Below are 25,847 nucleotides of genomic sequence, written 5' to 3'. Positions count from 1 at the left end.
AGACCGAACCATCCAGGCGACCTAGGAGAGGGCATGTCCCCGCGGACGAACGACGGCGAGCGCGAGCAGCCCGGGCACCCGGATGCCGGCCGGCCGGCACCTCAGGCACGGCGACCGGAGCCCGGCACGGGCCGGCCGGCGCCGGAGCCGGAGGCCCGGCGCGCCACGAGCGGGGACGACGTGCCCGGGACCGGGACCACCGGCTCCGCATCCGAAGCAGAGGCCGAAGCCGAGGCGCGCGACTCCGGCAGGTCCGGGGAGCCTGCTCCGGTGGCCGAGGCGGAGACCGAAGCCCTCGACTCCGACGAGCCCACGCGGGTGACGGAGACCGAAGCCCGCGAGTCCGGTAAGCCCGCCGAAGCCCCCGGGTCCGGGGAGCCCGCTCCGGTGGCCGAGGCGGAGACCGAAGCCCTCGACTCCGACGAGCCCACGCGGGTGACGGAGACCGAAGCCCGCGAGTCCGGTAAGCCCACCCGGCCGGCCGAGGCGGCGCCGCACGGCGGTGACGAGCGGGTCGCCGCCGTGCGGCGGGTGGGCGCTGCGGGCCGTCGCTGGCGGGCCGTGCACCTCGGGGCGTGCGCCGCCATGCTGGCCGTCGCGCTCACCGCCGGGGCGGTCGCGCTCGGGGCGGTGCACGAACAGCGCGGGGTGCCCGTGTCGGCGGCCGCGGCGGTCTCCCCCGGGCTGCTCGCCGGCGGCGACCTCGACGCGAGCATCACCGCCCTGCAGGCCCATCTGCGCGCACAGCCCCGTGACTTCGGCGGCTGGGCCACCCTCGGGCTCGCCTACGTCGAGCAGGCCCGCACCAAGGGCGACCCCTCCCGCTACCCGCAGGCCGAGCAGGCCCTCAAGCGCTCCCTGGCCCTGCGCGCCGACAACGACCAGGCCCTGGCCGGCCGGGCCGCCCTCGCCGCCGCGCGCCACGACTTCGCCGGCGCCCTGGCCTTCGCCGACCGGACGCTGAAGCAGAACCCCTACAACGAACGCGCCCTGAGCTCCCGGATCGACGCCCTGGTCGAGCTCGGCCGCTATGACGACGCCGACGCCGCGGTCCGCACGGCGGACCGGCGTAGGCCCGGGGTGCCGGTGTTCACCCGCTACGCCTACGTCCACGAGCTGCGCGGCGACGTCACCACCGCCCGCCGGGTCCTGGAGCGGGCGCTGGCCGCGTCCAGTTCGCCCGGCGACATCGCCTACGTCGCCGCCCAGCTCGGGCAACTCGCCTGGAACCAGGGCGACTACGCGACAGCCCTCACCCACTACGCCCGCGCCCTCGCCGCCGACGAGAACTACCTCCCCGCGCTGGAAGGCCGCGCCCGCGCCCAGGCGGCGAGCGGACACCAGGCGGAGGCCGTCAAGGGACTGGAACTCATCGTCGCCCGCTACCCGCTGCCCGGCCCGCTGGTCGAACTCGGCGAGCTGTACGAGGCCCGGGGCGGGGCCCAGGACGCGGCGAAGGCCGCCGACCAGTACGCCCTGGTCGACGCCTGGACCGCCATCGCCCGCGCCAACGGCGTCAACGCCGACCTCGACACCGCGCTCGCCGCCGCCGACCACGGCGACCGGGCCACGGCCCTGCGGGCGGCCCGCGACGACTGGTCCCGCCGGCACACCGTGCACACCGCGGACGCCCTCGCCTGGGCTCTGCACGTCAACGGCAAGGACGCCGAGGCCCTCCCCTACGCCCGACAGGCCACGGCCACCGGTTACCGCAACGCGTCCTTCCTGTACCACCTCGGTGTGATCGAGAAGGCGACCGGCCATCCGCAGGACGCCCGTACCCACCTCTCCGCCGCCCTGAAGCTGAATCCCGGCTTCTCCGTGCTGGGCGCCCGCGAGGCCCGTACGGCGCTCAAGTCGCTGGAGGCGACCAAGTGATCTCACGTCGTCTGTTCGCCTCCTGCGCGGCCGTGTTCACGGCCGGGTGCGCGCTCGTGCTGGTTCCTTCCGCCGCCGCGAGCGCGCACCCCCTCGGCAACTTCACCGTCAACCGGTACGACGGACTCGTCGCCGCCCCCGGGCAGCTGCGCGTCGACCACGTCGAGGACCTCGCCGAGATCCCGGCGACCCAGGCCAAGCCCGACATCGAGCGGCTGGGGATGGACGCCTGGGCCCGGGAGCGCTGCGCCACCGCCGCCACCGGCAGCAGGCTCACCGTCGACGGCCGGCCCGTGACGCTCACCGCGGGCACGAGCAAGGCGGTCGTGCGGCCCGGTCAGGCGGGCCTCGACACGCTCCGCGTCGAGTGCCGGCTGACGGCCCCGCTGCCCGACGAGAGCACCGTCGCCCTCGCCTTCCACAGCGAGGGCGCCTCCACCGGACCCGGCTGGCGTGAGATCACCGCGCGCGGCGACCGGATGACGCTCACCGGATCCGACGTGCCGAAGAAGTCGGTCTCGCACGAGCTGACCACGTATCCCAAGGAGTTGCTGTCCTCGCCGGCGGACACCGCGACCGCGTCCGTGACGGTGCGGCCCGGCGGCGCGGCTCTCGTCGAGGAGAGCCGGGACGCGCCGGCCGCGTCCGTGCTGCCCCGCGGCGCGGACCGGTGGACCCGGGCGCTGGACGACCTGGTCGCCCGGCAGGACCTCACCGTCGGCTTCGCCGCGCTTGCCCTGGTGATCGCCGTGGTCCTCGGCGCGATGCACGCCGTCGCGCCCGGGCACGGCAAGACCATCATGGCGGCGACGGCGGCCGCGCGGGGCGGCAAGGCACGCATGAAGGACGTCCTCCCGCTCGCCGCCTCCGTCACCGTCACGCACACCCTGGGCGTCGTCGCGCTCGGCCTGCTCGTCACCGCCGGTTCGGCCGCGGCGCCGTCGGTGATCGCCTGGCTGGGGCTGGCGAGCGGGGCGCTGGTGCTCTTCGCCGGCGCGACCCTCGCCCGCCGCGCATGGCGCGGCCGAGGCCCGGACGCCCCGCACGGCCACGACCACCCGCACCCGCACGGCGACGGTCACGACCACCCGCACGGCGAGGGCCACGGTCACGACCACCCGCACCCCCATGAGCCCGCGAAGACCACCGAGCGTCAACTCGCCCTGGTCGGGGCCACCACCCCGCACACCCATGCCCATCACGACGCCGACCACGGGCACAGTCACGACCACGACCACGGGCACGCGCAGGAACACGACCACGACCACCACCACGATCACGGCCGTCCGCACACCCACGGGGGCCACACGCACTCCCACGGTGGCCGCACCCACACCCACGCCGTCGCCCCCACGCTCCGCGGGACGCTGCTCCTCGGGTTCGCCGGAGGCATGGTGCCCAGTCCGTCCGCCGTGGTCGTGCTCGTCGGCGCGGCCGCGCTCGGCCACGCCTGGTTCGGGCTGCTGCTCGTCGTCGCGTACGGCGTCGGGCTCGCGCTGACCCTGACCGCCGCCGGGTTCGCCGTCGTCCGGCTGGGCGCCGGGGCGACCCGCCTGCTGGAGCGGCAGCCGCGCTGGACGGGCCACCCGGCCGTGACCCTCGTCCGCCGCAATCTGCCCCTGTGGTCCGCGTTCCTCGTGGTCGCCCTCGGCGCCGGACTGGTGCTCAAGGGGGCCGCATCCGTACTCGGCTGAGCTACGTTTGTGGGGTTGCGGAGGCTTTCGCCCGGATGCGAAGAGCGAAATGGGGGCGCGGTGACCGAAGAACCGGGCAGTGAACGTCTGATCGCGGGCCGGTACCGGCTGCTGACGCCGCTCGGCGAGGGCGGCATGGGCACGGTGTGGCGGGCCCGGGACGAGGTGCTGCACCGCGAGGTCGCCGTCAAGGAGGTCCGGGCCCCGCACGGGCTGGCGGCCTCGGACGTCGAGCGGCTGTACGCCCGGCTGGAGCGCGAGGCCTGGGCCGCGGCCCGGGTCGCGAACCGGAACGTCGTGACCGTGTACGACGTGGCCACCCAGGACGGGCGGCCGTGGATCGTCATGGAGATCGTGCACGGCATCTCCCTCGCCGACCTGCTGGACGCGCAGGGCCCGGTCGAGCCGGCGCGGGCCGCGCACATCGGGGCCGAGGTGCTGGCCGCGCTGCGGGCCGCGCACGAGGCCGGGGTGCTGCACCGGGACGTGAAGCCGGCGAACGTGCTGATGTCGAACGACGGCCGGGTGGTGCTCACCGACTTCGGCATCGCCACCGTCGAGGGCACCTCCGCGCTGACGATGACCGGCGAGGTCATCGGCTCCCCCGAGTTCCTCGCGCCGGAGCGGGCGCTGGGGCGCACGCCGGGGCCCGAGTCGGACCTGTGGTCCTTGGGCGTGCTGTTGTACGCGGCGGTCGAGGGCAACTCCCCCTTCCGCCACGACACTCCGCTGAGCACCCTGCGCGCGATCGTGGACGAGGAGCTGCCGCCGCCGCGGCGGGCCGGTCCACTGGCGCCGGTGATCGAGGGGCTGCTGCGCAAGGACCCGGCCGAGCGGCTGCCGGCCGACCGTGCCGAGCAGGACCTGCGGCTCGTCGCCGCCGGGGGCACACCCTCCGGAGGAGGCGACTTCCGCACCGACGGGGCCCGCACGGCGCCGTACACGGCGTTCCCGCCGACGCCCGCGCCCCGCGGCGAACCGGTGGGGCATGCGTCGACCGCCGCGACCCCGCCCCAGCCCTGGTCGACCACGCCGCCGGCCACGTCGTCGACGGCCGCCGGGGAGCCGGACCGAGGCCGGCGGACCGGCACGGTCCTCGTCGTGGGCGTGCTCGCGCTGGCGCTGGCGGTCGCGGGGCTGACCTACGGGCTGCTGAACCACGACGACGGCGACAAGAGCGGGTCCGGCGGGGTCACCAACAGCGCCTCGGGGGTGGCGAGTTCGCCGCAGACACAGCCGGAGACCAGCGCGCAGGCCGAGTCGCCCAGTCCGAGCCCGAGCGCCAGCTCCGAGGCGCCGAAGCAGACCGTCTCGGTCACCGTGACGGGCGCGCACACGGAGTACTCCGGCGACTGCCCGCCGAAGGACGCCGACGCGCCCGCCTTCACCGCGACGATCACGGTGGGGCAGCTGCCGGAGACGGTGTCGTACCGCTGGGTGTCGAAGGACGGCGAGCTGTCCGGGCAGACCTGGAAGACGCTCGAGTTCACGTCGGACGGCGGGAAGTCCAAGCAGGACAAGGTGATCGTGTCGACGTACGCGGAGAGCGGGACGTACGAGAACGCGATCGCCGTCGAGGTGCGTGATCCGGTGAAGACGACGTCCGCCTCGGTGCCGTTCTCGGTCACCTGCCAGGCGGCGGAGTCCCCGTCGGGCGAGGCCACTCCCTCGCCCTCGCCCTCGGAGTGAACCGGGCCTGACGACCGGTGCGGTGCGTCAGGCCCGGCGCGGATCAGGCCGCGCTGTTCAGAACCGGCAGATAGCCGCCCGACTGACCGGACGCGGTCGGGTGGTAGGACTCGCCGATGTTGAGCAGGTTGAGGCTGTGCAGCCAGGAGCTGCCCGAGCAGATCTCGTGGCCGCCGAACGAACCGCGGACGTCGCCGAAGACGAAGCCGTGGGCGGCGGCGCGCCGTGCGGTGGCGGCGTCCAGGTAGTCGGCGGCGCCGTTGATGGCGGAGCGCTTCGCCTCGGACAGCCCCAGGCAGACCGTGCCGAGCCGGTAGAAGCGCGGGTAGCCGATGACGACGACGCGCGCGTTCGGGGCCCTGTCGCGGATCGACGAGTAGACGGTGTCGAGTTTGCCGGGGAGCGTCGAGTCGACGTACGCCCTGGCGGTGTCGATGCGGGACAGACACGTGCTGTCGGAGCTGGTGACGCAGGTCGTCATGACGTCGGCGAAGCCCGCGTCGTTGCCGCCGACGGTGACGGTCACCAGAGCGGTGGAGGCGTTCAGGCCGCCGAGCTGGTCGGCCAGAACATCACCCGTACGAGCGCCTGAACACGCCGCGAAGGTGAACGAGGACGGGGCGTGGGCGGCGTTCCAGAGGTAGGGGTACGCCTTGGTGCTGCGCTTGCAGCTGCCGCTGGAGCTGATGTAGCTGCCCGCTCCGACACCGGAGGAGTAGGAGTCACCGAGCGCCACATAGCCGCCGCCGGCGGCGAGTTGGGACGCCTGCGCGGGGATCGCCCCGGTGAGGGCGGCGCCGGCGGCGAGGAGGACTGAGCTGACGAATACGACAAGTCGGGAACGTCTCATGGAACCTCCCTTTAGCAGGATCTCTGCCATGACTGTCGTAGCAACTACGCGTGTTGACGGGAAGTGTCCATGCCAACTTTGCCGCCGACGGAGTACACCGTTCTGTAACGCCGAACAGACGGAGAGTCAGAAACCGAGCGGACGCAGCGTCAGGAAACACCTGATACCGGACGTTCGCGCCCGGTCCGAGTCCACCCCCAGCCCGCCGGGGACGGAACGGATCGAACAGGCGAATCCGACACAACCGACACACCGCGCGCACCTCGGAAACCGGGTGCGCAGGGAGGCCTCGTGCCGGATCATGGCGGCATGTCCGCACTCCCACACGACGCACTGCCGATCCGGCTCACCGTCGACGACTCCGACTCCCCGTCCGACGTCGTCGACGCGTTGTTCCTCGGCCGCTTCGCGACGGGCGAGCAGCCGTACTCGCACGCGGCGAACATCGACCGCGTGCGCTCCGGCGCGACCCTGCTGCCGCCGCAGGCGCGTGTGCTGCGCGTGGCCCGCGACGAGGACCGCAGCGCCACCCTGGCCGAGGGCGACGGCTGGACGCTGCTGATCTCCCGCTGGAACCGCGGCGCCGACGTCACGGTCACCGCGACCACCGCCGAACTGGCCGCGCAGGTGCTCGACGAGGCCACGGAGGGAGCGGCGGACGAACCCGAGCCCCAGCCGGAGAACGTGACCATGGGCTTCTGGTACGTCTCCCCGCGGCGCGGCCCGCACCGCACCACCCGCCAGATCTCCGCGGGCACCTGGGACGAGGTCCGCCCCAACTACACGGCCCCCGTCGCCGAGGCGATGGACCGTCTGATGGGCACGACCCCGGAGACCATCGCCGGCCGGCTGCTCCTGCTGCACGGCCCGCCCGGCACCGGAAAGACGTCCGCGCTGCGCACCCTGGCCCGTTCCTGGCGGGAGTGGTGCCAGGTGGACTGCGTGCTGGACCCCGAGCGGCTGTTCTCGGACGTCGGCTATCTGATGGACATCGCGATCGGCGAGGAGGACGGCGCCGGCAAGAGCCGCTGGCGGCTGCTGCTCCTGGAGGACTGCGACGAACTGATCCGCGGCGAGGCCAAGCACACGGCGGGCCAGGCGCTGTCCCGGCTGCTGAACCTGACCGACGGCCTGCTCGGTCAGGGCCGCAACGTCCTGGTCGGCGTCACCACCAACGAGGACCTGGAGCGCCTCCACCCCGCCGTGGTCCGCCCCGGCCGCTGTCTGGCCCGGATCGAGGTGGGGGCGCTGACCCGCCGCGAGGCCGTGGACTGGCTGGGCACGGAGGAGGGGGTGGGCCGAGAGGGCGCGACGCTCGCGGAGCTGTACGCGCTGCGCCGCGGCATCTCCCCCACCGCGCTGCCGGAGCCGCGCGGGGTGGCGGACGCGGGGCTGTACCTCTGAGCACCCGGCCGCCCCGCGCGGCCCGCGATAGGGCTTCGGGTGTTCTGATGGAGGTATGACGCTGCACGTCGGGCTGGCAGTACAAGGACTGGAAGGACGTCCTGTATCCGGCCGACGTGCCCGTACGGCGGTGGCTGGAGGAGTACACCGGACACTTCGCCACCGTGGAGATCAACAACGCCTTCTACCGGCTCCCGTCCCGGGAGACGTTCGCGTCCTGGGCGGAGCGCGTCCCGCCGGACTTCACCGTCGCGGTGAAGGCGAGCCGCTATCTCACGCACGTCAAGCGGCTGAAGGACCCCGAGGAGCCGGTGCACCGTCTGATGACCCACGCCGCGGGCCTCGGCGGCCGCCTCGGCCCGGTCCTCCTCCAGCTGCCGCCGACCCTGCGGGCCGACCCCGCGCTGCTCGACGCCTGTCTGGCCTGCTTCCCGCCGGCCGCCCGGGTCGCGGTCGAGCCGCGCCACGCGTCGTGGTGGACGCCGCGGGTGCGGGAGGTCCTGCGGTCCCGGGGCGCGGCCCTGTGCTGGGCCGACAGCCGCTCCCGCCCGGTGACCCCGTTGTGGCGGACCGCCGACTGGGGGTACGTCCGCTTCCACCAGGGGCGCGCCCACCCCTGGCCGCACTACGGCCGCCGGGCCCTGGAGACCTGGCTGGACCGCATCGCGACGACCTGGCCGGACGACGCCGACGTCTACGCGTACTTCAACAACGATCCCGGCGGCGCGGCGGTGGCGGACGCGGCCCTGTTCGGGCGGACGGCGGCACGGGCGGGGCTGACGGTGACGCGCACCCCGCGCGGGCTCGCCGCGCGCCGGTGATCACGCCCGGTAGGCCGCCCGCAGCGCTTCCCGGACGGCGGCGGCCCCCTGCTCCTCGCTGAGCCCCAGCCGCAGCACCCGTTCGGCGTACACCTGTGCGGCGGCCGCGGCCTCGCGCTCCGCCGCCGGTCCCGCGGCGGCGACGACGGTGCCGTTGCGTCCCCGGGTCTCGATCACCCCGTCCGTCTCCAGCGCCCGGTAGGCCTTGGCGACGGTGTTCGCGGCGAGGCCCAGCGTCTCGGCCAGGCCCCGCACGGTCGGCAGCCGGTACCCGACGGGCAGCTCTCCCGACCGCGCCTGCTCGGCGATCTGCGCCCGGACCTGCTCGTAGGGCGCGGCACTCTCATCGATGTGGATCTTCAAGGTCACGGGCCCGATTGTCCCGTACCCGCCGGAAAATGGGAGGCACCCGCGGGCCGCCTCTCCTAGCGTGGGCCCACATGACCGTCATCGTGCGCGATCTTCACCCCGGCGCAGACGCCGACATCGAGGGCTTCGTCCGCGTCCGGCACGCCGCGCTGCCGTACGTGTACTTCAGCCGGGCGTCCGTGCTCCACCACCTCGCCCTGACCCCGGCCGCCGCCCGCTTCCGCGCGCTGGTCGCCGAGGAGGACGGTGAGGTCGTCGGCACGGCCCAGGTCGGCCTCGCGCACGACAGCCCGGAGCCGGGTCAGGGCTGGCTCAACCTGTACGTGGACCCGGCCCGCACCCGGCGCGGCGCGGGCACGCTGCTGGTGCGCGCCGCCGAGGAGCACCTGACGGCGCAGGGGGCGACCAAGCTGTTCGCCTGGGTCCTGGACGAGCCCGGCAACCGCGCCTTCGCCGAGCGGCACGGCTACCGGGCGAGCCGCTCCGGGCACTTCCTGGTGCTGGACCTGGAGCACACCGAGCTGCCGCCGCTGCACAAGCCGCCGGCGGACGTCGAACTGCGCACGGCGGCAGACTTCGCGGACGACCCGCGACCGCTGTTCACCCTCGACGCGGAGGCGGGCTCCGACGAACCGGGAGACATCCCCACCGAGTTCACGGACTACGAGGCGTGGATCGCCGAGTACTGGAAACACCCCCACCTCGATCTGGAGCTGTCCTCGGTCGCCGTGGCCGACGGCCGTCCCGTCGCGTTCAGCGTGGCCCACACCGACGGCGCCGGGCGCTACAGCACCGGCATGACCGGCACCGTCCGCGAGCACCGCGGCCGGGGCCTGGCCAAGCTCGTCAAGAACGACTCCCTGCACCGCGCACGCGCAGCCGGGTACACGCGGGCGTACACCGCCAACGACGCGGACAACGGGCCGATGCTCGCGGTCAACCGGTGGTTCGGGTACGAGATCAACGCGACGGAGGTCCGGTATGTCCGCGAAGTCGGCTGAGCCGACGGGCGTGGTGGACGTCGTCCTGGTCAAGGGCGGGCGGACGAAGATCCGTTACCCGGCCGGGCTGCTGTCCGACGACGGCGTCCGGATCGCCGTGCGCGCCCCGTGGGCGGGTGACGGCGTGCGCGACTTCGGCTTCGTGCGGTTCGAGGCGGGCGACGTCTTCACCGAGTTCTACTGGCGCGACCGGTGGTACTCGGTGAAAGAGGTCCGCGCCGCGTCCGGAGCCCTGAAGGGCTGGTACTGCGACATCGCCCGGCCGGCCGTGCGCTCCGGCGCGGAGCTCGTCGTCGAGGACCTCGACCTGGACCTGTGGCGCTCCGCCGACGGCACGGACGTCCGGCGCCTGGACGAGGACGAGTTCGAGGAGAGCGGACTCGCCCGGCGGGACCCGCGGGCCGCGGCCGCCGCACTCGCCGCCCTCGACGAGCTGGAGGCGCTCGCCCGCACCGAGGGCGGCCTGGAGTCGCTGCTGGCGTGACCCGCGGCCCGGGAACGGCGACCGTGCGGGGAAGCCGCCGCCGGGCCGGCAGCGGCTCATACCGTCGCCACCACCGCGTACCGCTCGTCCTCCACCGGGCCGCCCCACAGCAGCGCGTCCTGCGACAGGCGCTCCACACGCGCGTGCTCGGTCAGGGGGGCCAGCAGCGCGGTGAGCCGGTCCGCCGGTATGCCGACCGGGGTGACGGCGCCCCAGACGCCCTCGACCAGCACGAGCCGCCCACCGGGGCGCAGCAGACCGCGCCAGTGCCGCAGGACGCCGGCGGGGCCGGGCAGCGCCCACAGCAGGTGCCGGACGAGCAGCACGTCGAAGCGCTCCTCACCGACCGGGGGCGCCGCCGCGTCACCGTGGAGGAACACCGCGTCACGCCCGGCGAGTTTGGCGCGGGCCAGGTCGATCATGGCCGGGGAGAGATCCACACCCGTCACGCGGTGTCCCAGCTCGGCCGCGAGGAGCGAGAGGCTGCCGGTGCCGCAGCCGAGATCGAGCACGTCGCTCGCACGTTCCGGCAGCCAGGCGCGCAGCCGCCGGGACCAGGCCGCGCGCACCGCGGGGTCGCGCAGGCCGTGGTCCGGCTCCTCGTCGAACGCGGCCGCCGCCGCGTCCCAGTCGACACCGGGCGAAGTGGCTTCGTCACTGTTTTCCCTCATGTACCCCAGAGTGACACCCGCCACTGACAGTCGAATCGTGACACCCGCCACTGACAGAACGGGGGTTGATGAGGAACTCTCCCGGAAAGGGTCTACCTCCGTGAGAACGCGGAACTCGGTAGTCCTTGAAGGAGGCAGCCATGCGCCGCACCACCGTGCAGAAGCCCCTGAAGAAGACGGAATCCCGCAGGATCCGCGACGAGGCCGACGAACGGCCCGCCGGCCGCCCCGAGGTGCGCAAGGACATCGCCCGCACCTGGTGGCCTGACGGCTGAGCCCGCCCCGTTCAGGCCGCGTTCACTCCCCCGGCGTCGGGCAGGCCCCACGCACGCGCATGGCATCCACCGAAGTACGGCAGCCGCCGCCCGACGCCCAGGCCCTGGGCGTCGGGCGGACGGTGCGGCGTGCGCCTACCTGATCCCAGGCTCAGCGCTTCCTTAACGCCGCCCTAAAGATCGCCGCCGACCGCCCTCGGCGGGCCGTTTCGGGGTTTCTTGGTTCCGGTGCACCACGCGCCGCCGTCTGTTCCGGTTCCGAGGAGATCCCCCATGCCCGCACGCCGCAAGGCCGCCGCCGTCGGTCTCGGTCTGGCCGCGCCGGCCCTGGCCGCGCTGTCCGCCGCGCCCGCCGCCGCGCACGGGTCGATGGGCGACCCCGTCAGCCGGGTCGCGCAGTGCTACGCGCAGGGGCCTCAGAGCCCGAGATCGGACGCCTGCCGGGCGGCGGTCGCGGCGGGCGGCGCCCAGGCGCTGTACGACTGGAACGGCATCCGCATCGGCGACGCCAACGGCCGTCATCAGGAGCTGATCCCGGACGGCAGGCTGTGCAGCGCGGGCAACGAGGAGTTCAAGGGCCTGGACCTGGCCCGCGCCGACTGGCCGGCGACCGCCGTCGACAGCGGCCCGTACACGTTCGGATACCGCGTGACCGCCCCGCACAAGGGGACCTTCAAGGTCTACCTCACCAAGGCCGGTTACGACCCGGCCCGGCCACTGGCCTGGTCCGACCTGGACCTGGCGCATCCGGTGGCGACGGCGGTCGACCCGGTCGCGACGGGCGGCTTCTCCACCTTCTCCGGAACCCTGCCCGAGCGTTCGGGCCGGCAGTTGCTGTACGCGGTGTGGCAGCGCTCGGACAGCCCGGAGGCGTTCTACTCCTGCTCGGACGTCACGTTCCCGGGAGGGGGCGCGGGAGCGGGGGCGGGTTCGGGGACGGAAGCGGGAGCGGGTTCGGGGACGGGTGCAGGCTCGGGTTCGGGGACGGGCGACGGTGCCGCGCCGGCCGCCTCCGCGCCCTCCGAGGAGCAGATCCGGGACGGGGCCGACCGGTCGACGGTCGAGCACCACGGGCACGGCGACGACGGCGCGGCCACGACGACGGACCCGACGGCCCCCGGCACGCCCTCCGCCGACGGTGGTGCGCGGGACGCCACGGGCGCCTCCGCGAACGCGCCGCGGGCGGCCGACGTCCGTGCCGGTTCGGGCGAGCGTCTCGCGCGGACCGGCGGGGACGGCAGCGCCTCGTATCTCGCGGTGGGCGGCGCGGCCGTCCTGGCGCTGGGCGCGGCCCTGCTGTTCGCGTCGGTGCGCCGGCGGGCGGCGTCCGCCGGGTGGCACGGCCGCTGAGAGCGCGCACGACACGGACTCCGGGGCCTGACCGGCGGCTCAGGCCGGACAGGCCCCGGCGAACGCGAACCTGCGCGTCAGCTCAGGACGGACGCGCAGGTGGTGGCGGTGGCGTGGGCCGGGTCGAGGGCGTTGGCCACCTCATGGAAGGCGATCCGGTCGAGCAGCCCGATCGCCAGGTGCTCGGAGAGGTCCAGCGGGCACAGGTCCTGGAGCAGGACGTTGCGCACGTTCGATCCGCTGAGGAACTGGGTGCGCCACGGTGTGGCGACCTCGTCGTACCGGGTGGCGATGACGGTGTAGCGGACGCCGGGCACGGTGTCTCCGCCCTCGTTGAGCTCGGTGAGGAAGTCCGACCCGACGATCTGGTCGGCGAGGCCCGGGGTGGCGGCCGTCAGCAGGTCCTCGGCGCCGGGGAAGTAGGGCAGCAGACGGGTGAGTCCGCTGAGCGTGGTGCCGTGGTTGTCGGGGGCGATCCCGACCAGGGCGTGGACCTTGGCGGCTCCGCCGAGGAACTTCAGGTAGTAGCGCGGCATCATGCCGCCCTGGGAGTGGCCGACGAGGTCGGCCTCCGCGGCGCCGGTCGCGGCGAGCACCTTGTCGACGAAGGCGGAGAGCTGGACGGCCGATTCGTCGATGGGGCCGAGGCCGTTGAAGAGCGGGACGCCCGGCAGTTGGCCGTAGTCGACGGAGAAGACGCAGTAGTCGCGGACCGTCAGGTAGGGGGCGAGGGCCAGCCAGTTGTCGACGGAGTTGCCGAGGGTGCCGTGTACGAGGACGACGGGGTGGGGGTGGGCGGCGGAGGGCTTGCAGCGGTAGTCGTTCCAGCCGCTCGACGGGGCGGCGGCGGTGGCGTCCGCGGCGGTCGAGGCGTGGGCGGCGGCGGTGGGGACGGTGGCGGCAGCGGCGGCCAGCAGCAGGGCGGCGAGTGGTCTGAGCACACGATTCCAGGGCAGCATCGGGTGATCTCCTTGCGGCTCAAGGGAGGTACGAGGGCCGTACGCCCTGTGATCCGGATCACGGGATGCTGTTCACTTGTCAAGTTACGGACGAGTAGCTGAAGTGTGAAGTTACGCGTCAGTAAAAACTTCCAGTGATAGTCGGCGCCGCCCCGGGCCGCCGACGATCCGTCACCAGACCGGCCTGATCGGACCATAGGGGGCGATGCGCGCCAAACGGTCGTACAACACGCGCACTTCACCCTCGCCGAGCACATCGGCCCACGCCCGCACCGCCTCGGCCGCCGCCTCCTCCGCCGCCCGGGTGCACTCCCAGCCGTGTTCGGTGAGGACGATCAGCCGGGCGCGCGCGTCCACGGGATGCGGCCGGCGCTCGACGTACCCCTTGCGCACGAGCTCGTCGACGAGCTGGCTCGCGGCCTGTTTGGTGACCCCGAGATGGGCGCCGATCTCGGAGACCGTCGCGCCGTCCGGAGCCAGCCGGGCGAAGGCGAATCCGTACGAAGGCCGCCCCTCGAAGCCGCGGGCGACGACGCCGTCGTTGATGCGCCGGGTGAGCTCACCGGCGGCGGCGAGCAGGGCGGCGGACAGGGCGAGAGCTTCGGAGTTCTGCACAGCTGCAATGAAACACCCTTGACAGGCTGGTCAAGCAGGTTGACCATTGACCTACTTAGTCAATCTGCTTGACCATTTTGAGGAGTCCCCATGCCCGTCGTCCGTTCGTCGGAGGCCGTCACCCACGAGATCCACGGCGCCCGCTTCGTCTCGTACGCCACCCCGCTCACCGGAAGCAAGGAGCTCTGCGCCTGGCGGGGCGAGATCCCCGCGGGCACGAAAGCGCCCGCGCACACCGTCAACCGGGAGGAGATCTTCCATCTGCTCGTCGGCGAGCTGCTCGTCACCCTCGACGGCCGCACCGAGCGGATCACCGCCGGCGACACGCTGATCGTCAATCCGGGCGCGACCCTGGCCGTCGAGAACCCGACCGATCACACCGCGCTCTCCTGGGTCACCACCTCCATCGGCCTGGAGGCGGTGCTGGCCGACGGGACCCGGATCACTCCCCCGTGGGCCAACTGACCCCGTGGACCCGGCCGGGTTCGGCTCACGCCGCCAGCGTCCCGGGTTTCACCGCCCCCGGCCCGAACCTCGCCCGCAGCCGGTCGGCGACCTCCTCGATCCGGCGGGCCTTCTCGTCGACGGGATCGAAGGTGAGCTGGTGAGAGGCCTGTTCTGCGGGGCCGAGAGCCTCGGCGCGCAGGACGATCGCGCGGACCCGGGCACGCTGCAGACCGAGCGCCCCGTACAGGCCGTACGCCGCCCTCGTCAGGTCGGCCGAGTGCGCGGTCGGCTCCCCGAGGGTGCGGCTGCGGGTGGAGGAGGACCGGTCGGCGTAGCGCACGGTGAGGGTCAGGGTGCCGCAGACCTTCTCCACGGCGCGCAGCCGGACGCCCAGCTCCTCCGCGGCCGCGAGCAGGGCGCGGCGGTGCCGGCCGGGGTCCAGCTCGTCGCGGTCGAAGGGGCGCTCGGCGGCCAGCGACCGCGAAACGGCGCCGGGCGCCACCCGGCCGCGGTCGACGCCGCTCGCCTTCTCCTGCAGCTCCCGGCCCGCCTTCGCGCCGACCAGACGCTGGAGCGTGGACAGCGGCGCGGCGGCGACCAGGCCGAGGGTGTCGAGGCCGTACTCGCACAGGGTGCGGGCGGTCGCCGTCCCGACGCCGGGCAGCGCGGTGACCGGCTTGTCGGCGAGGAACTCCCGCACCCCGCCCTCGGGAACCGCGCACGTCATCCCTGGCCGGGCGGACCGCAACGCCGTGCGGGCCGAGAGCGGGCCGGGGCCGGCGCCGATCACGCAGTCGACCCCGTGCAGGGCGAGCGCCCGCACCCGGATCACCGACGCCAGCTCGACCGCGGTGCGCCCGAAGTACCGTTCGGCGCCCCGCAGATCGGCCAGCGCCCCGTCCGGCGGCAGCGCCTCGACGACCGGTGTGAACTCCTCCAGGAGCCCGAGCAGCGCCGGCAGGGCGGACTCGCGCGTCGACGGCAGCTGGAAACGTACACAGAGGACAGTCATCCCGCACTCCCCGGGCTCTGGTGCCACAACTTCCTTCCCACCGCGGGCCCTTCGCCCGCGGGGCGCAGATCGGCCCAGGGATGCATCTCGTACCCCGTGGGCATGTGGATGCGGCGCCGGTCCCCCGCGTCCTGAGCGGCCGAGCCCGCCGGCGCGGGCGGCCCGTCCGGACCGGCGAGCCGGCTGCGCGCCGGACCGTCGCCGTCGGCGCCCGCGCCGGGGGCGCCGCCGGGGTCGGCCAGCCGGGCCGCGACCCCTTCCAGCCCCTCGTCCCGGCGCACTTCCAGCAGGTCGGCGAGGTTCCAGACGGCGGCGCCCACCACGCTGAGGCTGCGCGGGCCGCGCCGCTGCACCACCCCACGCACCAGCAGCAGCCAGGAGTGGAAGACGGTGTGCGCGCAGGCGTCGTGGGAGTCGTCGAAGAAGGCGAGGTCGACCAGGCCGGTGCCGTCGTCGAGGGTGCTGAAGACGACCCGTTTGCCGGACCGGATCGGCGGGGTCTGGGTGGCCGCCTTGGCGCCCGCGACCAGCACGGTCTCCCCGTGCCCGGCCTCCCGCAGCCGCCGCGCCGGGATCACGCCCAGCTCGTCGAGGAAGGCGCGGTGGTCGTCCATCAGATGGCGCGAGACGTCCATGGACAGCACGCCCAGCTCGGCGCTGAGCCGCTCGGCGCAGGACAGGTCGGGCAGCCCGGCGGGAGCGGTCTTCCGCCCGCCCGCCAGGGGGAGCTGGCCGCCGCCCGCGCCCCGCGCCCCGCGCTGCAGTTCGGTCAGGTGCAGCTGCAGGTCACGGCGGTTGGCGCCGAAGGCGTCCAACGCGCCGACCTGGGCGAGCCGTCCGGCCAGCGGGCGGCTCGGGCGGGCCCGTTCCCAGAAGTCGAGCAGCGAGACGTACGGCTGCCCGTCCACGACCCGTGCCGCCTCGGCCTCACTGATGCCGTGCACGTCGCAGAGGGCCAGCCGGAGCCCCCAGCGCCCGCCGGAACCGGCGGCCCCGGAGGGCGACCCCGGTGACCCGGACCTCGCCGTCCCCTCCCTCGGCGACTCGGCCGCTGACGACCCAGGCATCGACGACCGAGGCGCTGCCGACTCGGGCATCGTCGACTCGGGCATGGTCGACTCAGGCATGGTCGACTCAGACATGGATTCAGACACCAGTTCGATGCGGTGGCCGACTCCCGACCGGTTCACGTCCAACGGCAGGATCGGCACCCCGCGCCGCCGCGCGTCCGCCAGCAGCAGCCGCTTCGGGTACATCCCGGGGTCGTGCGTGAGCAGCCCGGCGTAGAAGGCCGCCGGGTGGTGCGCCTTCAGCCAGGCCGACTGGTACGTCGGAACGGCGAAGGCGACCGCGTGCGCCTTGCAGAAACCGTAGGAGCCGAAGGCCTCGACGATCTCCCAGGTCCGCTGGATCGTCTCCGTCTCGTATCCCCGCGCCGCCGCGTGCTGGGCGAACCACACCTTGATCCGTCCCTGCGACTCCGGGTCGGACAGCCCGCGCCGCACCCGGTCCGCCTCGCCCCGACCACAGCCGGTCATGATCGCGACGATGTCGATGATCTGCTCGTGGAAGACGACGACCCCGTAGGTGTTCCGCAGCGGCTCCGCCAGATCCGGGTGCGGATACCTGACGGGCGCCCGCCCGTGCCGCGCCTCGATGAAGGGCCGCACCATGTCGGCGGCGACCGGGCCGGGCCGGAACAGGGAGATGTCGACGACCAGATCGTGGAAGGTGGCCGGCTGGAGCCGTCCGACGAGGTCGCGCTGACCGGGCGACTCGATCTGGAAACAGCCCAGCGTCTCGGTGGAGCGGACCAGCCGGTACGTCGCCGGATCGGTCGGCGCGAGCGCGTCCAGGTCGATCCGCTCCCCCGTCGCCCGCTCCACCTCGGCCACCGCGTGCGCCATCGCCGACTGCATCCGCACGCCCAGCACGTCCAGCTTGAGCAACCCGAGGTCCTCGACGTCGTCCTTGTCGAACTGCGCCATCGGGAACCCCTCGCCGCTGGTCGGCACGACCGGCGTGCGGGAGAGCAGCGACGCGTCGGAGAGGAGCACCCCGCACGGGTGCATGGCGATGCCGCGCGGCAGGGCGTCGAGGGCCTCGACCAGCTCCCACAGCCTGCCGTACCGCTCCCCTCCCCGCCGCGTCTCCCCCGCCAGCGCCCTGAGTTCGGGCAGTTCCGCCAGCGCCGCGCGGGCGTCCCGGGCGCGGATGTGCGGGAAGGACTTGGCCATGCGGTCGATCTCGGCGGGGTCCATGGACAGGGCCGCGCCGACGTCCCGGATCGCGTGGCGGACGCGGTACGTCTCCGGCATGGCGACCGTGGCGACCCGCTCGGCGCCGAAGCGGCCGATGATCGCGCGGTAGACCTCCAGCCGGCGCGCGGACTCCACGTCGACGTCGATGTCGGGCAGCACGACCCGCTCCCTGGACAGGAAGCGCTCCATCAGCAGACCGTGCTCGACCGGGTCGGCGTGCGCGATGCCGAGGAGGTGGTTGACGAGGGACCCCGCGCCGGAGCCGCGGGCGGCGACCCGTATCCCCATGTCCCGCACGTCGTCCACGACCTGAGCGACCGTCAGGAAGTAGGAGGCGAAGCCGTGGTGGGCGATGACGTCCAGCTCGTGATGCATCCGCTCCCAGTAGGCGCGCCGGCCGGCGTACCCCTTCAGCACCATCCCCGCCGCCGCCCGGGAGGCCAGCGCCCGCTGGGCGGTGCGCCGGCCCGCGCCGACGAGGTGCGGTTCGGGGAAGTGGACGGCGCCCATGCCGAGGTCGTCCTCGGGGTCGACCAGGCACTCGGCGGCCGCGGCCCGGGTCTGCTCCAGCAGCCGGTGGGCGGCGGCGCGCCGGAAGCCCGCGGCCTCCACGATCCGCTCCGCCGCCACGACCATGGCGTCCGCGCCCTTGAGCCACGCCTCGCCCGAGTCCAGCTCCTTGGACGGGTCGACGGGGACGAGCCGGCGGGCGGCGTCCAGGACGTCCGCGACCGGGCCCTGGCCGGGGTCGGCGTACCGGACGGCGTTGCTGAGGACGGGCCTGACCCGCTGCTCGGCGGCGAAGCCGACGGTGCGGGCGGCCAGCCGCAGGGAGCCGGGGCCGGTGCCGGCGCGTCCGTGCCAGACGGCCTCCAGACGCAGGGCGTCGCCATAGACCTCACGCCAGGGGACGAGGAGTTTCGCGGCCCGGTCCGGGCGGCCCGCGGTGAGCGCGCGGCCGACGTCGGAGGCGGGGCCGAGCAGGACGGTCAGGCCGTCGCCGTGGTTCGCGGCCCAGGGCAGCGTCGGAACGCCCGCACCCTCCTCGCCCGCGTGCGCCGCCGTGACGATCCGGCACAGGTCGGCCCAGCCCCGGGCGCCGTCACGGGCGAGGAAGGTGACGCGGGGAGCCGACTCGTCGAGGAAGACGCCGCCGCGCACGGGGGCGCGGCGCCGGTCCCGCCGTACGGACGCGTCGTCCCGCGGCCGCTCGGGCGCCGCCACCGCCAGGTCCACCCCGAACAGCGGCCGCACGCCCGCCTTCGCACAGGCCTTGGCGAAGCGGACGGCGCCGGCGAGGGTGTCGCGGTCGGTGAGGGCGAGGGCGTCCATGCCCCGCTCCGAGGCGCGCTCGGCCAGCCGCTCCGGATGCGAGGCCCCGTACCGCAGGGAGAACCCGGAGACGGTGTGCAGATGCGTGAACCCCGGCATCCGCACCTCCCGATTCGAACATCAGTTCACAACCTTCCCTCCCCCACCATAGACCAAATTCCGAACATCTGTACGACAGCCGTTCGGACGCCTCCCACCTGCGGAAACACCTCCCGCCCCGGACCGTGGGGACATGACGCAGACGACCGGGCCCGACGCGCCCCGCGCCTCCTCGCGCGGCTCCTTTCTCGACGAGGTCAAGGACGCCGTCACCCCACGGGCCACGCTGCTGGTCGTCGGCGTGGTCGCCCTCCATCTGCTCTTCATCGCCTCCTACGTGGGGGCGCTGCACGACCCGAAGCCGAAGGACGTGCCCTTCGGGGTCGTCGCGCCGGGGGCGGCCGCCCGGCAGACCGTGGCCCGGCTGGAGAAGCTGCCCGGCAGCCCGCTGGACCCCCGCACGGTGGCCGACGCCGCGACGGCCCGCAAACAGATCATGAACCGGGAGATCGACGGAGCCCTGATCGTCTCCCCGTCGGGCGCCACCGACACCCTGCTGGTGGCCACCGGCGGCGGAAAGGTCCTGGCCGCCACCCTGGTGACGCTCGCCACCACCCTGGAGAAGTCCGAGGCGCGCACCCTGCGGACCCTCGACGTGGTCCCGGCCGACCGGGAGGACGCCAACGGGCTGTCCTCGTTCTATCTGGCCGTCGGCTGGTGCGTGGGCGGTTATCTGTGCGCGTCGATCATGGTGATCAGTTCGGGCGCCGGGAGCTCGACCCCACGGCGCGCGGTGATCCGGCTGCTCGCCATGGTCGCCGTCGGTATCGTCGGCGGACTCGGCGGCGCCCTCATCGTCGGCCCGATCCTGGGCGCGCTGCCGGGCGGTGTCGCGGCCTACTGGGGGCTCGGCGCACTGATCATCTTCGCGGTCGGCGCGGCCACCCTCGCCTTCCAGGGCGTCTTCGGGCTCGCCGGCGTCGGGCTGGTCATCCTGCTCGTGGTGATCCTCGGCAACCCGAGCGCGGGCGGCGCCCTCCCGCCCCCGCTGCTCCCGCCGTTCTGGCGGGCGATCGGCCCGGCGCTGCCGCCGGGCGCGGGGACCTGGGCGGCGCGCTCGATCGCCTACTTCCAGGGCAACGACATGACCGCGGCCCTGCTGGTGCTGTCGGCGTGGGCGGTCGGAGGGGTCGTCGTCACGCTGCTCGCGGCGACGCTGCGCACCCGGCGGAGAACGGCGTGAGGTCCCGCCCCGCGCGTACGCGGGGCGGGACCTCCGACGGGTCGGGGCGTGACCCCGGGCCGGCCGCGCCCGGGGCCACGCCCGGGCCGGGTCAGCCGATCTGCGTCCCGGTGGCCGAGAGCGCCTCCGTCACCGGCTGGAAGAACGTCTCCCCGCCGGCCGTGCAGTCGCCGCTGCCGCCCGAGGTCAGGCCGACGGCACTGCTGCCCGAGAAGAGGGAACCGCCGCTGTCGCCGGGCTCGGCGCACACGTCGGTCTGGATGAGGCCGTTGACGACGTCCCCGTTGCCGTAGTTCACCGTGGCGTCGAGGCCCGTGACCGTGCCGGAGTGGACCTGGGTGGTCGACCCGCTGCGGGTGACCTTCATGCCGACGGTGGCCTCGGCGGCGCCCGTGATGGCCTGCGCGGAGCCGTTGTAGAGGTTCACCTCGCTCGGGTGGTCGACCTCGGCGGTGTACTTGACCAGGCCGTAGTCGTCGCCCGGGAAGCTGGAGACCTCGACCGCGCCGATCTGCGCGCCGGAGGAGTCCGACCAGGTGGAGATGGCGTCCGTGCAGTGCCCGGCGGTCAGGAAGTACGGCTCGCCGCCCTTGACCACGTTGAAGCCGAGCGAGCAGCGCCCGGTGCCGCCGGTGATCGCGTCGCCGCCGGCCACGAAGGGCGTGAACTCCCCCTTCGTGCGCTGGAGTTCCACCGTCTTGCCGAGCCCGGCGACGACCTTGGCGAGGGTGGTCCACTCGGCCTCGGAGACGGTGCGGTCGGCGGTGACGACGACCTTGTTGGCGGTCGGGTCGGTCACCCAGGCGGTGCCCGGGATGCTCGCGTCCGTCGCCAGCGCGGTGCGGGCGCCGGTCAGTTCGGCGAGGGAGTTCTCGACGAGTCTGGCCTTGGCGCCGGCTGCCTCGACGGTCTTCGCCGCGGCCTTGTCGAGGACGTTCACCACCAGGATCCTGCTCTTCGCGTCGTAGTACGTGCCCGCCGCGTCGGCGCCGAGGTCCCGGCCGAGCGACGAGGCGAGTTTTCCGGCCGCGAGGGCCGAGAGCGGGGCGGGCTGCGAGGTCTTCGCAGGTTCGCTGGCGTTCGCAGTCTGGAAGGTCACTCCTGCCGCGACGAGCGCGACGACGCCCGCTCCCGCCATGGCCGCCCGTCGCCGGGGTATGCGTCGGTGCTGCAACTCGGTTCCTCCTGTGGGGGTCGGCGCGGGCGGCCGTGGGGACCGCGGCGGGCCGGAAGGCTGGTGGACGGCCGCCCACTCTTCCGAACCGCACAGGGAGCCCACAAGGTCGACTTCAGGACGCGCACAGGGTGAGCACCGCGCGCCCTCCCCGCCTTCACCGTCCCCCACCTCGGCAGGTCACCGGCGGGCCGCCGCAGGGAAATTCGCACAGCAAACGCTACGGGTGAGTAACCCCTCACACCGCGCCGACCTCCGACGGGCCCGCTCCTGGCCGAAATCCGCCGCCGCGGCGGACGGCACGGGTGGGGAAGTCGTCGCAGGTGTGGAGGACGTCGGGGGAAGCGGTTGCCGCCGCGTGCGGGCTCCCCGAAGCGGGGCGGCTCCCCCGGGACGGCAGCCCGCCCCGCGGACAAGGGCGAGCCCCCGCACGCCGGTTGCGTGCGGGGGCTCGCCTGCGGTCGGCCGCGGGACCCGGCCGGGAACCAGGAGCTAGAAGACGCTGACGCCGTAACGGCTCAGGGCCTCGGTCACGGGCTGGAAGAAGGTCGTGCCGCCGGACGAGCAGTTGCCGCTGCCGCCGGAGGTCAGACCGAGCGCCACACCGCCGGAGGTGTAGAGCGCGCCGCCGGAGTCGCCGCCCTCGGCGCAGACGTTGGTCTGGATCATCTGGTACACCACGTCGCCGCCGCCGTAGTTCACCGTGGCGTTGAGGGCGGTCACCCGGCCGGTGTGGATGCCGGTCGTGGAGCCGTCCCGGATCACCGACTGGCCCACGGTGGCGTTGCCGGCGCTGGTGATGTCGGTGTTGCCCGCGGTGCCCGCCTTGGCGACCGAGGTGTTGGTGTAGCGGACCAGCGCGTAGTCGTTGGTCGGGAAGCTGTAGCTGCTGTTGGTGCCCAGCACGGTCGTCTGGCCGGAGTTCGAGTACCAGGTCGAGGCGACCTCGCCGCAGTGCCCGGCGGTCAGGAAGTAGTAGGTGCTGCCGCTGCGTACGTTGAAGCCGAGCGAGCAGCGGTAGCCGCCGCCGTAGATGGCGTCGCCGCCGCCGATGAGCTTGTTGAACCTGCCCGGCGTGTGCTTGATCGTGAGCGCGCCGGCGTTGTCGCCCGCCTGCTCCTTGATCTTCGCGATCTCCGCGTCCGACACCGTGCTGTCGACGGTGACCATCAGCCGGTTGGTCTTGCTGTCGACGGCCCAGGCGGTGCCCGGGATGTCCGCCCGGAGCACCGAGTCGCCGGCGCTCTTGAGTTCGGCGCTGCTGTAGACGGCGTCGTCGGCCGCGTTCGCATGGGGGATCGCGATGGCGGCCGCGGCCACGAGTCCGGTGGCGACGGCGGTCAGCCGGGCCCGTCTCGAGATGCCGTGCGTGGGGATGGTGGGGGTGGTGGGGGTGGTGCGCTTGATCCTCACGTTTCGTTCCCTCCCAGGGGAAGTCGGGGGCCCGTGGTGTGGGGTCGGGGCCCGGGTGAGGCGCAGCCAGGATCGACGTTCGTCCGCATTTCGGACACGCCGTGACCCTGACAAGCGCTGAGGGGGAGTATTCGGCCGAACGGCCGGTAGGCGCAAGGGCGCCTTTCGGCCGTCAGACGGTGAACCAACTGCGTGAGTTGAACCCTCTTGCAGCCCTCTTGCCCCAGCTCAGACCAGGTTGTGCCGCACTGCCTCGACCTCCACGCCCCATGTGTTCCCCGCCGAGAGGGCGGAGTGGACGAAACGACCGACAAGGCGCACGGAGGCAGTACACCCCGATCTGGTCCGCCGTCACGCCCCAGGCCCACGCCCTACGCGCCGTACCCGACTGCACCACCGCGCCCCGGCCGCCCGCACCTCCACGCCCGGCCCCGCCTGCAGGCCCGGCCCCGCCTGCACCTCCACGTGCCGCCCCGCCTGCACCTCCACGTGCCGCCCCGCCCGCTCCTCCGCGTCCGACCCTGCCCGGTTCCACGCCTCCGGCCGGCTCACCTCCGCGCCCCGGCCTGCGCCACGCGTCCGCCCGTCTCATGTCCACGCCCTCGCCCGGCTCCTCGTCACACGGGCGCCTTCTCGGCGGCCGCGGCCGGCGCCGTCCCGTCGCGCGTCCCCGGGCCCGCCCGGAAGCCGATCACCCGGTCCATCAGCGCCTCCAGCACGTCCCGCACGGAACCCCGCTCCCGGGCGTCGCACTCGAGCACCGGCACGTCGGCGTTCAGACCCAAGGCGTCCCGGACCTCCTCCGGATCGATGCGCACCGCACCCTCGAACCGGTTCACGGCGAGCACGAACGGCGCTCCCCGGGCCTCGAAGTAGTCGACGGCCGGGAAGCAGTCCTCGATCCGCCGGGTGTCCGCGAGGACCACCGTCCCGAGCGCGCCCTCCGCCAGGTCGTCCCACAGGAACGTGAAGCGGTTCTGCCCGGGCGTGCCGAAGAGGTACAGCGCGATGGCCGTGTCGAGGGTGATCCGACCGAAGTCGAGCGCGACCGTGGTCGTCGTCTTGGACTCCACGCCCTCGAGCGAGTCGATCCCGACCGACACCTGGGTGATCGCCGCCTCGGTGTCAAGCGGCTCGATCTCGGAGACGGCCCCGATGAAGGTGGTCTTGCCGACCCCCAGCCCTCCGCTCACCACGATCTTCACAGCGAGCGGCACGGTCTTGTCGGAGCGGGAGCGCCCGGGCATGGTCCCTGGTCCTTTCGCGCAGCGGGCGCGGCGCCCCGGCGCGGGTCCGCCCGGAGCGGCCAGGCCGGCCCGCCATGACGGCGGACCGGCCGCACGAGATCCGCGTCCTCACCCAGGGATACGTGTGCGGGCGGCGAGCCGCTCAGCGGCGGCCCCGCCGGACCGGTGACGGGCAGCGCCGCCACGAACGGACAGGACGCACCCGCCGAGCCGCCCGAAACCGCAACAGCAACAGCAACCCGGTCGTGGCCTCGCGGGTGACGCCGTGTCAGCGGAGGCGGTCGGCCGTGTCAGCAGGAGCAGTCGCAGGAACAGCAGTCGCACCCGTCACAGCAACCGCAGTCACAGCAGTTGCCGCAATCACAGCAGTCGCCGCAGTCGCCGCAGTCGTTGCACAAGCCCTCGCGCTTCTTCCGCGACCAGGGACCCTCGAACTCGTCGGCGCAGCACACCTTGCAGGTGCAGCACAGCCCGAGCGCGACCGCGCAGCCGGCCAGGAAGCCCCGCTTGCCGGGCCGGGGCGGCTCGCCGCCGAAGGGGTTGCCGTACGGGTTGCCGGGCGCGTGCGGATCCACCGGGTTCTGCGGGGCGTACGGTCCGGTGGGCGGACCGAACGCGCCCTCGGGCCCGTGCGCGTGACCGCACGACCGGGTGCCGAAGGCACGCTCGACGGAACGCTCCAGCTCGTGGGCGAGCAGCAGATGCGCCAGCCGGCCCTCCTCGAACTCCACGTCCTTGAGGGCGAGCCGGATGCCGTGCAGGGCGTCGTCGGCGAGCCGGCGGGCCTCGGTGAGCGGGGTCCCGGTGGCCGTGAGCGGGTTCCAGGCTCCGGCCGCGGCGTCCGCCTCCCGGTCCTCGACCGCGTCCAGCAGATGCGCGAGACGTCCGAAGAGGCGGCCGGCCTCCGCGAGCGGCGCGGTGTTGTCCGGCCGGCCGGCCAGGATCGCGGTGTGCGCGAAGGCGGCGGCGGTGGCGGTCTCGGTCGGCTCGGTGACGGTCAGCAGCGGGGTGCCGGGTCCGGCGAGCGCTTCGATGCCGATCTGCCGGTCCACGGCGTCGACCAGGACGGCGGTGTCGAACCCGACGGCGGCCCCGCTCCGTTCTCCGGCCCGTCCCCAACCGGCGGCGACCCGGCGCGCGGCGACGGCGACCGGCCGCCGCGCGAGCAGGCCGTCCCCGTCGGCGACATGGTCGCGCACCTTGGCGGAGGCGAGCACCAGCGAGACGGCGGCCGCGAGCCGGGCGCCCTCGCCCTGGGCGACGGACGCGGTGCGCATGCCGCGCAGCGGGCACGGTCCCGCCGTGCGCCGCCACCCGCCGGCCGTGGCGCGCTCGGCCTGAGCCTCCGTCAGAACCGAGATGAGCAGGCCGTCGTAGTTGGTGACGACCCGCGCGAACTGCCCGTGGTCGCCGCGCAGCGCGAGACACAGCCCGCACAGGTGCGCCATCCACTGGGTCTTGAGGCTCTCCCCGAGCCGGTGAGAGCACGGTCTGACGATTCCGAACACGACAACCCCCGTCGTCCTTGGGACATTGAGCTGCCGCATGCTATCGACTGATTGTCGTGCCGGATCCGGGGCACTCGTTCACCCGGACGCACCGAGCGTCACCCATCCGCC

General features: G+C 73.8%; 22 protein-coding genes. 11 read left to right on the top strand and 11 right to left on the bottom strand.

Annotation, left to right across the window (positions count from 1 at the left end):
- Window positions 1-33 precede the first annotated feature (33 nt).
- From OHS82_RS33175 to OHS82_RS33165, 3 genes are read left to right on the top strand one after another with little or no spacing between them, the layout of a single operon-like run.
- Window positions 34-1,878, top strand: coding sequence for a tetratricopeptide repeat protein (locus OHS82_RS33175; protein WP_328435107.1), 1,845 nt, complete (start codon window positions 34-36; stop codon window positions 1,876-1,878).
- On the top strand, window positions 1,875-3,572 hold the full coding sequence (locus tag OHS82_RS33170) for a nickel transporter (protein WP_328435106.1): 1,698 nt from the start codon (window positions 1,875-1,877) through the stop codon (window positions 3,570-3,572). Before OHS82_RS33175 ends, OHS82_RS33170 begins: the two co-directional genes overlap by 4 nt.
- Before the next feature lie 60 nt (window positions 3,573-3,632).
- Entirely contained in the window at window positions 3,633-5,261 is a 1,629-nt protein-coding gene (locus tag OHS82_RS33165) for a serine/threonine-protein kinase (protein ID WP_328435105.1), read from the top strand.
- A 43-nt stretch (window positions 5,262-5,304) separates the two neighbouring features.
- On the opposite strand, the gene OHS82_RS33160 is transcribed toward OHS82_RS33165, so the two are convergent.
- Window positions 5,305-6,111, bottom strand: a complete 807-nt coding sequence (locus tag OHS82_RS33160) for an SGNH/GDSL hydrolase family protein (RefSeq protein ID WP_057579763.1) — start codon at window positions 6,109-6,111, stop codon at window positions 5,305-5,307.
- Between the two features lie 309 nt (window positions 6,112-6,420).
- Here OHS82_RS33160 and OHS82_RS33155 point away from each other — a divergent pair, with 309 nt between their 5' ends.
- Window positions 6,421-7,515 (top strand): DUF5925 domain-containing protein, encoded by a 1,095-nt coding sequence (locus OHS82_RS33155; protein ID WP_057579765.1) that lies wholly within the window; start codon window positions 6,421-6,423, stop codon window positions 7,513-7,515.
- Between the two features lie 116 nt (window positions 7,516-7,631).
- Window positions 7,632-8,336 carry a DUF72 domain-containing protein gene (locus OHS82_RS33150; RefSeq protein ID WP_328435104.1) on the top strand — a complete coding sequence of 235 codons (705 nt, stop codon included), beginning with the start codon at window positions 7,632-7,634 and terminating at the stop codon, window positions 8,334-8,336.
- Here OHS82_RS33150 and OHS82_RS33145 read toward each other — a convergent pair whose 3' ends face one another.
- Entirely contained in the window at window positions 8,337-8,705 is a 369-nt protein-coding gene (locus OHS82_RS33145) for a GntR family transcriptional regulator (RefSeq protein ID WP_057579771.1), read from the bottom strand.
- Between the two features lie 71 nt (window positions 8,706-8,776).
- Between OHS82_RS33145 and OHS82_RS33140 the strand changes: the two genes are divergently transcribed.
- On the top strand, window positions 8,777-9,706 hold the full coding sequence (locus OHS82_RS33140) for a GNAT family N-acetyltransferase (protein WP_057579772.1): 930 nt from the start codon (window positions 8,777-8,779) through the stop codon (window positions 9,704-9,706).
- A complete protein-coding gene (locus tag OHS82_RS33135; protein WP_057579776.1) occupies window positions 9,687-10,190 on the top strand; it encodes a DUF402 domain-containing protein in 504 nt (167 codons plus the stop codon). The genes OHS82_RS33140 and OHS82_RS33135 overlap by 20 nt, the downstream gene beginning before the upstream one ends.
- 56 nt (window positions 10,191-10,246) lie before the next feature.
- Here OHS82_RS33135 and OHS82_RS33130 read toward each other — a convergent pair whose 3' ends face one another.
- Window positions 10,247-10,861, bottom strand: a complete 615-nt coding sequence (locus tag OHS82_RS33130) for a class I SAM-dependent methyltransferase (RefSeq protein WP_057579778.1) — start codon at window positions 10,859-10,861, stop codon at window positions 10,247-10,249.
- Window positions 10,862-11,001: 140 nt separating this feature from the next.
- Here OHS82_RS33130 and OHS82_RS33125 point away from each other — a divergent pair, with 140 nt between their 5' ends.
- Together OHS82_RS33125 and OHS82_RS33120 are read left to right on the top strand one after the other, a co-directional pair.
- Complete coding sequence (locus OHS82_RS33125) at window positions 11,002-11,136, top strand: hypothetical protein (protein ID WP_107105240.1); 135 nt, start codon at window positions 11,002-11,004, stop codon at window positions 11,134-11,136.
- A gap of 273 nt (window positions 11,137-11,409) precedes the next feature.
- Window positions 11,410-12,486, top strand: a complete 1,077-nt coding sequence (locus OHS82_RS33120) for a lytic polysaccharide monooxygenase auxiliary activity family 9 protein (protein ID WP_328435103.1) — start codon at window positions 11,410-11,412, stop codon at window positions 12,484-12,486.
- 77 nt (window positions 12,487-12,563) lie between these two features.
- On the opposite strand, the gene OHS82_RS33115 is transcribed toward OHS82_RS33120, so the two are convergent.
- Both OHS82_RS33115 and OHS82_RS33110 read right to left on the bottom strand, forming a co-directional pair.
- Entirely contained in the window at window positions 12,564-13,445 is an 882-nt protein-coding gene (locus OHS82_RS33115) for an esterase/lipase family protein (protein ID WP_057579782.1), read from the bottom strand.
- Window positions 13,446-13,616: 171 nt separating this feature from the next.
- A complete protein-coding gene (locus OHS82_RS33110; RefSeq protein WP_057579784.1) occupies window positions 13,617-14,060 on the bottom strand; it encodes a MarR family winged helix-turn-helix transcriptional regulator in 444 nt (147 codons plus the stop codon).
- Between the two features lie 90 nt (window positions 14,061-14,150).
- On the opposite strand from OHS82_RS33110, the gene OHS82_RS33105 reads away from it, so the two are divergent.
- A complete protein-coding gene (locus OHS82_RS33105; protein ID WP_057579786.1) occupies window positions 14,151-14,525 on the top strand; it encodes a cupin domain-containing protein in 375 nt (124 codons plus the stop codon).
- 25 nt (window positions 14,526-14,550) lie between these two features.
- On the opposite strand, the gene OHS82_RS33100 is transcribed toward OHS82_RS33105, so the two are convergent.
- Window positions 14,551-15,519, bottom strand: coding sequence for a DNA polymerase Y family protein (locus OHS82_RS33100; RefSeq protein WP_057579793.1), 969 nt, complete (start codon window positions 15,517-15,519; stop codon window positions 14,551-14,553).
- A complete protein-coding gene (locus OHS82_RS33095; RefSeq protein WP_328435102.1) occupies window positions 15,516-19,211 on the bottom strand; it encodes a DNA polymerase III subunit alpha in 3,696 nt (1,231 codons plus the stop codon). The genes OHS82_RS33100 and OHS82_RS33095 overlap by 4 nt, the downstream gene beginning before the upstream one ends.
- A 133-nt stretch (window positions 19,212-19,344) precedes the next feature.
- Here OHS82_RS33095 and OHS82_RS33090 point away from each other — a divergent pair, with 133 nt between their 5' ends.
- Window positions 19,345-20,394 (top strand): DUF3533 domain-containing protein, encoded by a 1,050-nt coding sequence (locus OHS82_RS33090; protein WP_328435101.1) that lies wholly within the window; start codon window positions 19,345-19,347, stop codon window positions 20,392-20,394.
- A 91-nt stretch (window positions 20,395-20,485) separates the two neighbouring features.
- Here OHS82_RS33090 and OHS82_RS33085 read toward each other — a convergent pair whose 3' ends face one another.
- The 4 genes from OHS82_RS33085 to OHS82_RS33070 form a co-directional block, all read right to left on the bottom strand.
- A complete protein-coding gene (locus OHS82_RS33085; RefSeq protein WP_328435100.1) occupies window positions 20,486-21,568 on the bottom strand; it encodes a S1 family peptidase in 1,083 nt (360 codons plus the stop codon).
- 492 nt (window positions 21,569-22,060) lie between these two features.
- Entirely contained in the window at window positions 22,061-22,981 is a 921-nt protein-coding gene (locus OHS82_RS33080; protein ID WP_328435099.1) for a S1 family peptidase, read from the bottom strand.
- A 617-nt stretch (window positions 22,982-23,598) separates the two neighbouring features.
- The gene (locus tag OHS82_RS33075) at window positions 23,599-24,228 is read right to left on the bottom strand and encodes a GTP-binding protein (RefSeq protein WP_057579804.1); all 630 of its coding nucleotides are present in this window, start codon (window positions 24,226-24,228) and stop codon (window positions 23,599-23,601) included.
- Window positions 24,229-24,518: 290 nt separating this feature from the next.
- Window positions 24,519-25,736 (bottom strand): DUF5685 family protein, encoded by a 1,218-nt coding sequence (locus OHS82_RS33070; protein WP_057579805.1) that lies wholly within the window; start codon window positions 25,734-25,736, stop codon window positions 24,519-24,521.
- Window positions 25,737-25,847 lie beyond the last annotated feature (111 nt).

Origin of the sequence: Streptomyces sp. NBC_00425 (assembly GCF_036030735.1) — a bacterium.
Taxonomy (GTDB): Bacteria; Actinomycetota; Actinomycetes; order Streptomycetales; family Streptomycetaceae; genus Streptomyces.
This window is presented reverse-complemented; position numbering and strand designations above follow the sequence as displayed.

What these genes read in the sequence shown, in the direction of transcription:
- OHS82_RS33125 (WP_107105240.1), top strand. Translation starts at nt 11,002, where the DNA reads ATGCGCCGCACCACCGTGCAGAAGCCCCTGAAGAAGACGGAATCCCGC.
- OHS82_RS33135 (WP_057579776.1), top strand. Translation starts at nt 9,687, where the DNA reads ATGTCCGCGAAGTCGGCTGAGCCGACGGGCGTGGTGGACGTCGTCCTG.
- OHS82_RS33115 (WP_057579782.1), bottom strand. Translation starts at nt 13,445, where the DNA reads ATGCTGCCCTGGAATCGTGTGCTCAGACCACTCGCCGCCCTGCTGCTG.
- OHS82_RS33100 (WP_057579793.1), bottom strand. Translation starts at nt 15,519, where the DNA reads ATGACTGTCCTCTGTGTACGTTTCCAGCTGCCGTCGACGCGCGAGTCC.
- OHS82_RS33160 (WP_057579763.1), bottom strand. Translation starts at nt 6,111, where the DNA reads ATGAGACGTTCCCGACTTGTCGTATTCGTCAGCTCAGTCCTCCTCGCC.
- OHS82_RS33130 (WP_057579778.1), bottom strand. Translation starts at nt 10,861, where the DNA reads ATGAGGGAAAACAGTGACGAAGCCACTTCGCCCGGTGTCGACTGGGAC.
- OHS82_RS33075 (WP_057579804.1), bottom strand. Translation starts at nt 24,228, where the DNA reads ATGCCCGGGCGCTCCCGCTCCGACAAGACCGTGCCGCTCGCTGTGAAG.
- OHS82_RS33175 (WP_328435107.1), top strand. Translation starts at nt 34, where the DNA reads ATGTCCCCGCGGACGAACGACGGCGAGCGCGAGCAGCCCGGGCACCCG.
- OHS82_RS33120 (WP_328435103.1), top strand. Translation starts at nt 11,410, where the DNA reads ATGCCCGCACGCCGCAAGGCCGCCGCCGTCGGTCTCGGTCTGGCCGCG.
- OHS82_RS33105 (WP_057579786.1), top strand. Translation starts at nt 14,151, where the DNA reads ATGCCCGTCGTCCGTTCGTCGGAGGCCGTCACCCACGAGATCCACGGC.
- OHS82_RS33090 (WP_328435101.1), top strand. Translation starts at nt 19,345, where the DNA reads ATGACGCAGACGACCGGGCCCGACGCGCCCCGCGCCTCCTCGCGCGGC.
- OHS82_RS33095 (WP_328435102.1), bottom strand. Translation starts at nt 19,211, where the DNA reads ATGCCGGGGTTCACGCATCTGCACACCGTCTCCGGGTTCTCCCTGCGG.
- OHS82_RS33140 (WP_057579772.1), top strand. Translation starts at nt 8,777, where the DNA reads ATGACCGTCATCGTGCGCGATCTTCACCCCGGCGCAGACGCCGACATC.
- OHS82_RS33155 (WP_057579765.1), top strand. Translation starts at nt 6,421, where the DNA reads ATGTCCGCACTCCCACACGACGCACTGCCGATCCGGCTCACCGTCGAC.